This window comes from Deinococcus sp. (assembly GCF_030523985.1).
In the GTDB taxonomy this organism is placed as follows: Bacteria; Deinococcota; Deinococci; order Deinococcales; family Deinococcaceae; genus Deinococcus.
This window is the reverse complement of record NZ_JAUNHK010000021.1, coordinates 21,055-32,421: the sequence shown is the minus strand read 5'-3', so window position 1 is coordinate 32,421 and position 11,367 is coordinate 21,055. Positions and strand designations below refer to the sequence as shown.

Sequence of the window (11,367 nt, the reverse complement as noted above, 5' to 3'; positions counted from 1 at the left end):
CCCACTCCTGTCTCTCTTGCTCACCTCAGCTCCCCGGAATCCACTATGAGCCTTCTTCATATACTTCCTCCGGGGTGGAACTTTCACAAGAGCTTTCACGTTTCCTGCCTGCTGGTCGAACGCTTCCGGGTCCAGTTTCCGAGTTTCCTGTCCTCACGTCCGCTTCAGGCCGGTTAACGCAGGTTAACTCAAAGTGAAATCCTGGTGGCAAGTATAAGGAACGCCTTGAGCGAGTGTCAAGAAAATTGCCGTCTAAATCGAGAAGTTTGCTTTAACTGTCGTCAGATTCTCATCAGCATAAGTCAGCAATAAGACTTTTTCAGGAAGGTCGAAGCTCTTCTGGGAGATCCTCATCTTCGGTCAGCCTCAAGTCGCTGGAGCGTGACCCGTTCATCAGCCACAGTTCCAGAATCTGTACCGCTGCCGCCTCATCTTCGTCGCTTACTCCTAAGGCACGGGCACGCTGGGTGGTGAAGCGTTCATCCTGATACTCGACAGCGTAGCCCTTCTCAACCAGCACCCGTCCGAAGGCCCGCACCCGGTCGGCGGCTGGACTGGGTTTGCCGTCGGTTCGCAGCGGTAGACCCAGAACCAACACTCCGGCTCCCGTTTCCTCGACTTTCAGCCGCACCGCTTTGAGGTCGAGTGGCAGGCGCTTGCGGTCGACACTGCCGCGCCCGAAGGCCAGTCGCCCGGCATTCACCGCAAAGCCGATACGGTGCTTGCTGACATCCAGGGCCAGAACGGTGGGAGAGGCAGGCTCAGACATGGGGCCGAGCATAGCGGTAGCCTGAGCCTATGGAACAACCTGTGATTCTGGTGTCCGACCAGGCGGCGGTGCGTACCCTCACCCTGAACCGTGAGGACAAGCTGAACGCCGCCAACGACGCCCTGCTGCTGCAACTCACCGACGAACTGCGCCGGGCCGACGCTGACCCGGCGGTGCGGGTCGTGGTCATCACGGGCGCGGGGCGCGGCTTTTGCGCTGGGCAGGACTTGAGCGACGTGTCCGGGCGCGACATGACTTTCACCGAGCACCTCAACCACACCTATAACCCGCTGGTTCGTACCATTCGCGGCCTGAGCAAACCCGTCATCAGCGCGGTCAACGGTGTGGCGGCAGGTGCAGGCGCGAGTCTGGCGCTGGCGGGCGACATCCGGCTGTGGGCGCAGGGGGCCAGCCTGATTGAGGTTTTTTCCAACATCGCCTTGGTCCCTGACAGCGGCAGCACTTGGTTCCTTCCGCGACTGGTGGGCTACCACCGCGCCTTCGAAATGATGGCCTTCGCCGAGAAGGTCCGCGCCGACGACGCCCTGCGGCTGGGCCTGTGTGAGCAGGTTTTCCCCGACGAAACGTTCCGCCAGGACGTGCAGGCCTACGCCGAGCGCCTCGCCACTTGCCCCGCCCACGCGCTGGCGCTCACCAAACAGGCCCTCGGGGCGGCCATGACTTCCTCGCTGGATGAGGCGCTGAACATGGAAGCCGAGTTGCAGCAACTCGCCGGGGACCACTGGGAACATACCGAGGGCGTAACGGCCTTCAAGGAAAAGCGGCCCGCGCAGTTCGTTCGGGCCGAGGAATAGAGGAAGAAGAGTCGGAGAGCGAATCAGTCTGGCCGGGTTTCGCCCTCGATAGGCGGGCGGCTGTCGCGCTTCGGCCCCTTGGCCGCGTCGGGAGAGCGGCGCAGCTCGCCTGCTGGCACGTCGAAGAGGGTGCCCTGGTCGGTCTGAAGGTCGACCGTTCCCGCCAGCGGGTGCAACTTGACGACCTTGCCACACGCCCCGCTGCTCTCATGGCACATACGGGCATTTTTGCGCGGCAGGTCGCGCAGGAGTTCCAGATACTGCTCGTGTTCGTATTGCAGGCAGCACAGCAGGCGTCCGCAGGGGCCGCTCAGTTTTTCGGGATTGAGAGGGAGTTGCTGGTCACGCGCCATGCGGATGCTGACCGGAGCGAAGTCCTGCAGGTGCGTGCTGGAGCAGTTCTCACGGCCACAGGCGCCCAGCGTGCCGAGCATCTGCGCCTGCTCACGGGGGCCGATGGCGGCAAAGTTGACGCGGGCGTGGGTATGAGCACGCAGTTCGCTGATGAGGCTGCCGAGTTCGATGCGTTCCTCGGCGCTGTAACTGATGGTGACCAGCGACTCGTCGAGCGTGAACTCGACGGCGACCAGTTTGACGGGCAGCCGCCGCTCACGGGCGCGGGCACGCAGCAACCATTTCAGGTCTTCGGCGCGGCGGTGCAGGTCTTCCCAGGTTTGCAGGTCTGTAGCCGTGGCCGCCCGCAGCACCGACCCGTAGCGGGCCTGACGTTCGGGCGACCCGGCCTCGCCGCGCACGGTGGCGATTTCGGGGCCGCGTTTGCCCTGCACCACGACCCGCGTGCCAGCGGGGTGAGGCACTTCACTGAGCATCGGATGCAGGCGGGGACTCCGCTCGAAGCGGACGGGCAAGACGAACACCCCCAGACCATCTCACGGATCAGGGGGTGCTGCCAAGTCAGAAAGCACAGTCGCAGGGCACATTGGGCGGCCCGCGCCGGAGTGAAGGTCAGTGACGCTCGGCGATGACTTCGATTTCGACCCGCACGTCGCGCGGCAAGCGGGCCACCTGCACGGTGCTGCGGGCGGGGTAGGGCGCGGCGAAGTGCTGCTCATAGACGGCATTCATGGCGGCAAACTCGTTCATGTCGGCCAGAAAGACCGTCGTCTTGACCACGCGGTCCAGGTCGGTGCCTGCCGCCGCCAGGACCGCCCGCAGGTTCTGGATGACCTGCTCGGTCTGCTCGGCGATGCCGCCGCTGACCAGTTCACCCTGGGGGTTGAGGGGAATCTGACCGCTGGTGATGACCAGGTTGCCGAACGTGACCGCCTGGCTGTAAGGGCCGATGGCGGCGGGGGCGTCTGCCGTTTCCACGATGTCTTTCATGGGCGTACTGTACGGGATACGGGGCGGCAAGAGGAACGCACGGTCGCCCAGAACGGCCAGAGGTCTAGAGCCGTCGGGTCCAGGGCAGGCGGCTGACGCTTCCGCCCATGCGCTTTTCTACTCGGCGGCGCTGCAAGTAGCGTTCGCCCAGCACGGTCAGCACCATCAGCATGAGGCCCAGCAGGGCAATCAAGCCGCTGCGTTCGGGAATCAGCATGACCCCCAGCAGCGTGAAATAGACCAGAGACAGCACGAGGTAGGTCAGCAGGCTGCTGCCCCGGCGCGTGCTGAGCAGGATGTCGGCGTATTCGGGGCCGTCGAGCGGCTCGGGCAGGGCATAGCGCGGCGCGGGCACCGCCCGGATGATGTCCACCACCAGCGCGGTGATGTTGTCGGGGCCGCCCCGGTCATTGGCGGCGTCGACCAGCAGACGGGTCACGGCCTGGGGCGTGTCCTTCAGCGAAAGCAGCCGCAGCAGGTCTTTTTCGTCCACCACACCGCTCAGGCCGTCGCTACAGAGCAGCAGGCGGTCGCCCGCCTTGAGGCCCAGGCCGAACAGTTCGAGGCGGGCGCGTTCCTCACCGCCCAGCGCGTTGCTGACCACGCTGCGCCACTGGTGGTTGCGGGCTTCTTCCTCGGTCAGCACCCCCAGGCGAATCTGCTCGGCCACCCAGGAGTGGTCCTCGGTCAGCCGCAGCAGTTCGCCGCCGCGCAGCAGATAGGCCCGCGAGTCGCCCACGTGCGCGAACAGCGCCGCGCCCCGGTCTATGACCAGGGCAATCAGGGTGGTGCCCATGCCGACCGACTCGCCCACCGCATGTTGCAGCACGGCGAGGTTGGCGGCCTGAACAGCTTCTATCAGGCGGTTGGGAGGTGAGCCGCGTCCCTGGCGGTAGGTGCTGGCAAGGGTTTCGAGGGCCAGACGGGAAGCGAGTTCGCCCGCCGCGTGCCCCCCCATGCCGTCGGCCACGGCGTACAGCCCCCCCTGCGGCAACTCGGTGGCGAGGGCGGCGTCCTGGTTGGCTCCTCCCATCCTCTGGCGGCCCACATCGGTCAGCAGCCCGAATGCCAGGAAAGAAGAGGGGGCGGGCCGCATACGGTTCGATTATAAGACAATGAGTTATCTAAACAGCAGTCCTGTCAAGAAAAGCCGGAGGCACGTGTAAAGCGGGAAGCGCTCCGTCAGGAACATTCATCTTGAACTGACCCAGGCCAAGTAGGTCGAAGTTCATCTTTAGATGAACCGAGCGGAGCGAGTATCGAAAGAAGGACGTCGAACCGGGAATGAAGCGTTTCCGGCTCTGTTCCGAAAAGGCGAAATGTGATACGGATTCCGATTGAATCTGTTGGGTTCAGATTCAATCCGAGCGGATGCGAGAAAAGATACGGGTTTCGCGTTATGGATGCACAGGCGGTGCCTTTCCGACTGTGCAGGAATTAAGCGGAATCCGTATGAGGTCCGCTGTCCTTGGCAGGAGCAGCAGGGGCACAAGGCGGTTTCTGTCACAGAGTAGGCAGGTCGCCGGAGTGCTGGGTCAGCCACAGGGTCAGCGCTTCGGCACTGGCGGGGTTGGTCGCCAGCGGCACGTCATGTACGTCGCACAGCCGCACCAGCGCCGACACGTCGGGTTCATGGGGCTGTGCGGTCAGGGGGTCGCGGAAGAAAAAGACGGCCTGCACACGGTTTTCGGCAATTCGCGCACCGATCTGCTGGTCGCCGCCCAGTGGCCCCGACAGCAGACACTCCACGTCCAGCCCGGCCTGCTTGCGGAGGATGCCGCCCGTTGTCCCGGTGGCAATCAGCGGAAAGCGGGCCAGCAGGTCGCGGTGTGCCAGCGCGAACAGGGCCAGTTCGAGTTTTTTGCGGTCATGGGCGATCAGGGCAATTTCCTGGCCCCGGCCCAGCGCTGTCGGCTCCGTGGGAATACGCGAAGGGGTCATGTTGCCAGTATGCGCCGTGGGCCTTCTTCCCTCCGCCCTCAGCCCTCAGCCCTCTGCTCAGCCCTCAGCCCTCTGCCGGGCGCGGGTAGGCCGGGGTCTGCTTGGCGGGGTACTTGCCCTGCACGCCTTCGAGCAACTGGCGAATCTGGGCAAAGTCGGCGTTCAGGTCGCCCGTCGGGGTCACGTAGCCGACGATGCCGACCTGTTTGCGGCTCCAGTCGAGGGCCGTGACGGCCAGCGGCACGTTCGCTTCGAGGGCCATGTAATAAAAGCCGGTTTTCCAATAGTCGGCGCGGGCGCGGGTGCCCTCGGGGGCCACGATGAGGACGATTTCGTCGCTGCGGCGAATGACTTCTGCCACCGCCGCCACGAAGTTGCCCCCTTTGCGGCGGCGGTCAATGGGGATGCCGCCCACCGCCCGCATAAACCCGCCCATCGGAAACTGAAACAGCGTGTGCTTGCCCACGAAATGCACCGGGGTGCGGGTCGCCCATTTCCAGAACAGCCCCACCCAGAAGTCGGTGTTGGCGGTGTGGGGGGCGGCGGGGGCCACGAAACGCACGCCGTCGTGCGGGGCGAGCAGCGGCGTCCAGCCCGCCAGTCGGAGGCAGACCAGCGCCAGACGCGAACCCAGGGTGTGAGGGCGATTTTTCCAGGTGGGAAGCACGTCCCGAAGTATGCGGCCCTGCTTCCTTCAGAGGTCTGACACGGGACGGGGGTCAAGTTATGGACGGGTCGTTGGCGGCTCGGCGGCTTCGTCACTGGTGGTTTCGGGGAGAAGGGTATCGGGTGGCCCCAGCACCACCACCGTCGGCTGCGCGAGTGGGCAGAGCCGCAGCACTTCGCGCATGTCGTCGGGGGTCACGCGCAGGTAACGGTCGGCCAGTTCCTCGGCGCTGAAGGTCTGCCCCGTCGCCAGATGCTCCAGCCCCAGCGCAAAGAGCCGCCCCTGCGGACTTTCCGAGCGCAGCAGGATGGACACGGCGGCTTTGCGGGCCACCCGGCGCACGCTGGCGTCGGTAATGAGCGTTTCGGCGCTCTCCAGCACCAGCCGGGTGCGGCGCAGCACTTCGCCCGTGCGCGGGGGGTCGCAGGAAAATCCGCCCTCGAAAAGGCCCGCGTCGCGGTAGTCGAGGTGCGACAGGTCGGCGCTGTCGGCCAGCCCGGTGTCGAGCAGTGCCCAGTACAGCGCCCCGTTTTCGCCGCCAATCAGCTCGGCGAGCACCGCCGCTGCTTCGCGCAGGGGATGACGGCTGGGCAGGCCCGGCAGCGCGAAGGCGACCTGGGTACGGGTGAGGTTCGGCTCGCGCATGACCCGCACCGTGCCGGGGTGCAATGGTGTGGGCGGGGAGGCAGGGCTGGGGGCCGCCGCCTCTGTGGGCCACCCGGCGAGTTCCCGAGCGGCCCACTCGCGCACCGTCCCGGCATCGAACGCGCCCGTGACCACCAGCGTCACCGCGTCCGCCCGGTAATGCGTGGCCCAGTGGCGCTGAAGCTGCTCGCGGCTGAGGGCACCCACTGTCTGCGCCGTGCCCAGCACCGCGAACGACAGCGGATGTTCGCCCCAGTAGTCGCGGCGCAGGGCTTCGGCCACGCGCACGCCGGGCTGCTCGGCGTACATGGCGATTTCTTCCAGAATCACGCCGCGCTCGGGTTCGATGTCCTCCAGGCGCAGGGCCGGGCGCAGCAGTTCGGTGAGGGTGTCCAGCAGTTCGCCCGCACGTTCGGGCAGGGCCGCCGCGTGGTAGGCGGTGACTTCTTCGCCGGTAAAGGCGTTGGCCTGCCCGCCCAGGTCGTCCAGCCGCTCGGCCAGCGCTGCCGCCCCCAGCCGCGCCGAGCCTTTGAACATCAGGTGTTCCAGAAAGTGACTGACCCCCATCACGTCGGCGGTTTCGTCCCGTGCGCCCGTCGCCACGAAATAGCCCGCCGCCACGCTCTGCGCCTGGGGGTCGGGTTCCAGCAGCAGGGTCAGGCCACCCGGCAGCACCTCGCGGGAGAAGGCCCCCCCGCTCACGCACTCACCGCCAGCGCCGCGTCCTCGCTTCGGCCCAGGCTGACCACCGCCACTTGCGTCTGGGGGGTGTAGGTCGCCAGGAAGGTGTTGACCTGTTCGGGCGTCAGGGCCGCCAGGGCCGCCCGCTGCTCTTCGGGGCGGCGTACCCGGCCCAGCAGGGCGAGGTCACGGGTCAGCGCCGTGGCCCGCGCCCGCAGGCTCTCGGCTCCGAACACCACGCCCGTTTCCAGGGCAGTGCGTGCCCGCCGGAATTCGCCCAGGCTCAGGCCCGCGCCCAGCCGCGTCAGTTCGCCCAGCAGCACGTCCAGCGTTTCGGGGGCGTTGGCGGGGGTGCTGCCCGCGTACAGGCTGACGAACCCCTGCCCGCCCAGCACCAGCGGCGTGGCGCTCACGTCGTAGGCCAGGCCGCGTTCCTCGCGCACCCGCGTGAACAGCCGACTGGCGTTGCCGCCCGACAGCGCGGCGAGGGCCACCTGCCAGGGCAGCCAATCGGGGTCGCGGGGACTGGGGCCGGGGGCCACCAGACTGAGGTGGGTCTGCTCGGCGTCGGGGTGGCAAAAGTGCTCCCGCACGCCGGGCTGAAAGTGAACGGGAAAGAAGGGGGCCGGGGACGTGACGGCCTGCCCCGCCTGCCAGCCGCCGAACAGCCGCGTCACCGTGTCCAGAACCCAGTCCGGCTCGGCGTCAGCCACGAGGCCCAGGACGCTGCCCGCCTGTCCCAGCCGCAGCGCGTGCGCCCGCAGCGAGGCGGCGCTCAGGTGGCCCAGACCCTCGGGCGTGCCGCTGACCGGATGGGCAAACCCCGCGCCAGGGTCGCCCGCTTGCCGGGGAAAGGTGACGCGGCGGGCATGGAGGGCCAGCAGGTCGGTGGGGCTGTCGTCCAACGATTCGAGGTCTTGCCGCGCCAGGTCGAGCAGCACCGGAACTTCGTGGGCGGGCAGATGGGGACGCTGCACGGTGTCGGCCACCAGCGCCAGCGCCGCTTCCAGGTCGGCCCGCAGGCCGCTGACCTGCATTCGGGTGGCTTCCAGGCTGACGCCTCCGCCCCGGCGCACGCCCAGGTCGTCGAAGGCGTCCTGAAGCTGCCGGGCGTCGTACTCGCCCGCGCCCTTGTGCAGCCACTCTTCCAGCACGCCCAGCGCTCCTTCCTGGCCCACCGGGTCATGGGCACTGCCCAGCGGCAGACGCAGGTCGAAGGCAAAGCCCGCCGTGCGCCGCCGCTCGAAGGCCAGGGTCAGACCGCCGAGCGACCAGACGTGCAAAGGGGAACCGGGCGAAACTGACATCTCCGCAGTGTAGCGCCGCCGGGGGATCAGGCGGAAAAACTTAAGGACTTGAAGGTGGGAGGCGCTGTGCCGAAGCTGTGAGAAGCGCCCCGCTAGCGTCGGGCCATGAACCGTTCCTGGCTGACCCTGACCCTTCCGCTCCTGCTGACCGCCTGTGGTAACGGCACGCCGACCCCCGGCACGCCCGACACCCAGAAACCGGTCGTCACCCTCAGCGCCCCCGAGCAGGCCGCGCTGAACAGTTCGGTCAAGGTGGTGGCCGAGGCGACCGACAACGTGGCTGTGAAGGCCGTGCGTTTCTATGTCGGTGAGGAACTGGTGGCGACGGACACCACCGCGCCCTACGAACTCCCCCTCGACCTGAAGCAGAGCGGACTGCTCACGTTGCGGGCCGTGGCGGTGGACACCAGCGGCAACGAGAGTGAGCCCGCCACCCGTACCGTGCGCGTGGGCGAAGGCGATTTCGAGGCGCCCACGCTGGTGTTCTCCGGCCCCAAGAGCGTGCAGACGACTGCGCCCGTCGAGTTCACCGTGTCGGCCACCGACGACCGGGGCGTGGCGCGGGTGGAATTCTACGAGGGCAGCACCAAACTGGCGACCGTCGCCCAGGCCCCCTATGTGCTGACCCGCTCCTTCACGCTCGCCGACCGGGGCCAGCACACCTACCGCGCTGTCGCCTACGACGCGGCGGGCAACAAGGCCGAAAGCACCTACACCTTCAACGTGGCGCTCTCCGAAAACATGGACCTGGAGCGGCCCACCCTGACCCTCGACGTGCCGTCCCAGGCCATCACGGTGGCGGGCGAGTACAAACTGGGCTTCAGCGCCTCGGACAACGTGGGCGTGGTGCGGCTGGAAGTGCAGCTCGTCGCGCAGACGGCGCTGGGCAATCAGGTCCAGTCGTTCAGCCTGACCCAGTCGAGCGGCCAGCTGCCCCTGCCCGTCACCCGTGAACTGAACGGCACCTACACCCTCACCGTCACGGCCTACGACGCCTCGGGCAACAGCGCCCGCCAGATGGCGATTTTCAGGGTCATGATTCCCTGAGTACGGGCTTTGCTCCCCGCTCCGGCGCGGGCGGGGTAGACTCGCTCTGTATGCCGCTGAACGTCGGAACCCTGCTGGCCGGGCGCTATGAGCTGCTCGCCCTGCTCGGGGAGGGGGGCAGCGCCAAGGTGTACCGCGCTCAGGACGTGCTGCTCGGGCGCGAGGTGGCCCTCAAGGTGCTGCATCCCCATCTGCCCGAGTCCGACCGCAGCCGCTTTCTGCGCGAGGTGCGGACCCTGGCGCGGCTGACCCATCCCGGCGTGGTTCCGGTGCTCGACTTGGGGCAAGAACCGGACGCCGGGCGCCCCTTTTTCACCATGCCGCTGCTGACGGGTGGCCCCATCACCCAGCTCGGTCCGCTGGAAGACGCCCCTGCCACGCTCGCCCGCTTCCTGACGGCGGCGGCCTTCGCGTCGCGGGCGCTGCACTATGTCCATAGCCAGGGCATCGTGCACCGCGACCTGACGCCGGGCAACATCCTGCTCGACGCTGCGGGGCTGCCGCGCATCATGGATTTCGGGCTGGTGTCCCTCTCCGAACACACCCGGCACCTCACCCGCAGCGGGGTCACGCTGGGCACGCCCGCGTATATGGCCCCCGAACAGGCCAAGGGCGGCGGCGTGGACGCCCGCAGCGACCTCTACGCGCTGGGGGCGGTGCTGTACCGCGTGGCCTGCGGCAGTCCGCCGTTCCTGGGCGAAAGCGACCAGAGCGTGCTTTATCAGCACGTCTACGAACCGGTGCCCGACCCCCGTGAACTCAATCCGGCGGTGCCCGACAGCGTGGCGCGGGTGCTGCTGTGGCTACTCTCCAAGCGGGCCGACCGCCGCCCCCAGACGGGTGAGGCGCTGGCGCACCTGTGGGCGTTGGCCCGGCGCGACCTGTGGACGGTGCATTCGCGGGGGCAGTACCGGGGCGGGCGCACCCGCACGGGCGAGCACCCCGACGGCCCGGCGCGGGTGTCGGACATGCAGGAAGTCTGGAGCGTGGCCCTGCCCGGCGAGGTGACCTGGCCTGCGGCGGTGGTGGGGGCTGCCGACCTGGTGGCCGTCGGCACACGCGGGGGACAGTTGGTGCTGACCCACACGTCCGGGCGACCTTTTGCCACCTACGCCGCCCGCGACGAGGTGACGGCCCCCGCTACCGTGCTGGGCAGCCACATTCTGTACGGAGCCTGGGACGGCACGCTGCGCCGGGTCGAGCTTCAGGGGGGCAGCGAGGTCTGGCGGCATCAGGCCCGCGCCGAGTTCACCGGAGCGCCGACCGTGTGGGGCGGGCGAGTGTTGGCCCCCAGCCGCGACGGACACCTGCACGCCCTGAGTCTCAGAACCGGCGAACTCGCCTGGGCTTACCGCGCCGGGGGGTCGCTGGCGGCGAGTCCGCTGGTGTGGGCCGGAGCCGCGCTGCAATGTGACGAGAACGGCTGGCTGCACGCCCTGGACGCCCGCTCGGGCACGCCGCTGTGGAAGGTCGAGGTCGGCACGGTCCATGCCACGCCAGCGCTGCTGCCCACCGCTCCCGGACAGGCCACGCTGGTCATCGCCACCTGGGAAGGCGAGGTTCACGCCCTGAACCTTCAAGTCAGTGCGGGTCGGGCGGCCCTGGCTGGAGACGACGCGATTCGCTGGACCTACGACATGGAAGACGAGGTCTGGGCCTCACCTGCCTTGACGGGCCGCGCCCAACCTGACCCGGCGAACCCCGCTGCGGCCGAGGCGGAGAGCGATGGTGTGGTCGTCGTGGCAGGCTGGGGCGGTGTCGTGCGCGGTCTGCGGCTTTCCGACGGGGAAGACCTCTGGGAACATCGGCTCGAAGGGCGCGTGACCGCCAGTCCGGTCATCAGCGGCGGACTGGTCTTTCTGGCGTCCGAGGCGGGCGAGTTGCTGGCGCTCGACGTGCTGACCGGAGCCATCCGCTGGACCCTGCGCGAGCAGCAGGGGGTGCAGGCCACTCCGCTGGCCGCCAACGGCTCTCTGTACGTCGCTTTCATGAACGGCACTTTGCGGGCCTACCGCAACGCGGCGTCCGAGTGGGTCGTGCCCGGCGAGGTCGGCCCCTGACAGTTCGGCAATTTGGGAAGGCGGGTTGGCTGTGGTCGGCACACAAACCGTGTTTGCGTGATCAAAACCGCGTATCATGCTGGGAAAATGC

Annotated in this window: 11 protein-coding genes; 3 read left to right on the top strand and 8 right to left on the bottom strand. The window is 67.8% G+C overall.

Annotated features, from left to right (window positions below; translation table 11 throughout):
- Positions 1-319: 319 nt before the first annotated feature.
- The gene (locus tag Q4C89_RS05190) at positions 320-781 is read right to left on the bottom strand and encodes a RuvX/YqgF family protein (RefSeq protein ID WP_303101541.1); all 462 of its coding nucleotides are present in this window, start codon (positions 779-781) and stop codon (positions 320-322) included.
- A 17-nt stretch (positions 782-798) separates the two neighbouring features.
- On the opposite strand from Q4C89_RS05190, the gene Q4C89_RS05185 reads away from it, so the two are divergent.
- Entirely contained in the window at positions 799-1,584 is a 786-nt protein-coding gene (locus Q4C89_RS05185; RefSeq protein ID WP_303101540.1) for an enoyl-CoA hydratase-related protein, read from the top strand.
- A gap of 23 nt (positions 1,585-1,607) precedes the next feature.
- Here Q4C89_RS05185 and Q4C89_RS05180 read toward each other — a convergent pair whose 3' ends face one another.
- The 7 genes from Q4C89_RS05180 to Q4C89_RS05150 form a co-directional block, all read right to left on the bottom strand.
- Positions 1,608-2,414, bottom strand: a complete 807-nt coding sequence (locus Q4C89_RS05180; protein WP_303101542.1) for a stage 0 sporulation family protein — start codon at positions 2,412-2,414, stop codon at positions 1,608-1,610.
- Positions 2,415-2,550: 136 nt separating this feature from the next.
- Positions 2,551-2,928, bottom strand: a complete 378-nt coding sequence (locus Q4C89_RS05175; RefSeq protein WP_303101539.1) for a RidA family protein — start codon at positions 2,926-2,928, stop codon at positions 2,551-2,553.
- Between the two features lie 64 nt (positions 2,929-2,992).
- Positions 2,993-4,024: a PP2C family serine/threonine-protein phosphatase gene (locus tag Q4C89_RS05170; protein ID WP_303101538.1), complete on the bottom strand. Its 1,032-nt coding sequence runs from the start codon at positions 4,022-4,024 to the stop codon at positions 2,993-2,995.
- Positions 4,025-4,431: 407 nt separating this feature from the next.
- Positions 4,432-4,869, bottom strand: a complete 438-nt coding sequence (locus Q4C89_RS05165; RefSeq protein ID WP_303101537.1) for a methylglyoxal synthase — start codon at positions 4,867-4,869, stop codon at positions 4,432-4,434.
- Positions 4,870-4,933: 64 nt separating this feature from the next.
- Complete coding sequence (locus Q4C89_RS05160; protein ID WP_303101536.1) at positions 4,934-5,536, bottom strand: lysophospholipid acyltransferase family protein; 603 nt, start codon at positions 5,534-5,536, stop codon at positions 4,934-4,936.
- Positions 5,537-5,593: 57 nt separating this feature from the next.
- On the bottom strand, positions 5,594-6,883 hold the full coding sequence (locus tag Q4C89_RS05155) for a pitrilysin family protein (RefSeq protein ID WP_303101535.1): 1,290 nt from the start codon (positions 6,881-6,883) through the stop codon (positions 5,594-5,596).
- Positions 6,880-8,169 carry a pitrilysin family protein gene (locus tag Q4C89_RS05150; RefSeq protein ID WP_303101534.1) on the bottom strand — a complete coding sequence of 430 codons (1,290 nt, stop codon included), beginning with the start codon at positions 8,167-8,169 and terminating at the stop codon, positions 6,880-6,882. Before Q4C89_RS05150 ends, Q4C89_RS05155 begins: the two co-directional genes overlap by 4 nt.
- Before the next feature lie 105 nt (positions 8,170-8,274).
- Between Q4C89_RS05150 and Q4C89_RS05145 the strand changes: the two genes are divergently transcribed.
- Both Q4C89_RS05145 and Q4C89_RS05140 read left to right on the top strand, forming a co-directional pair.
- Entirely contained in the window at positions 8,275-9,216 is a 942-nt protein-coding gene (locus Q4C89_RS05145) for an Ig-like domain-containing protein (RefSeq protein ID WP_303101533.1), read from the top strand.
- A 50-nt stretch (positions 9,217-9,266) separates the two neighbouring features.
- The gene (locus tag Q4C89_RS05140) at positions 9,267-11,276 is read left to right on the top strand and encodes a serine/threonine-protein kinase (RefSeq protein WP_303101532.1); all 2,010 of its coding nucleotides are present in this window, start codon (positions 9,267-9,269) and stop codon (positions 11,274-11,276) included.
- The last annotated feature ends 91 nt before the right edge of the window (positions 11,277-11,367 follow it).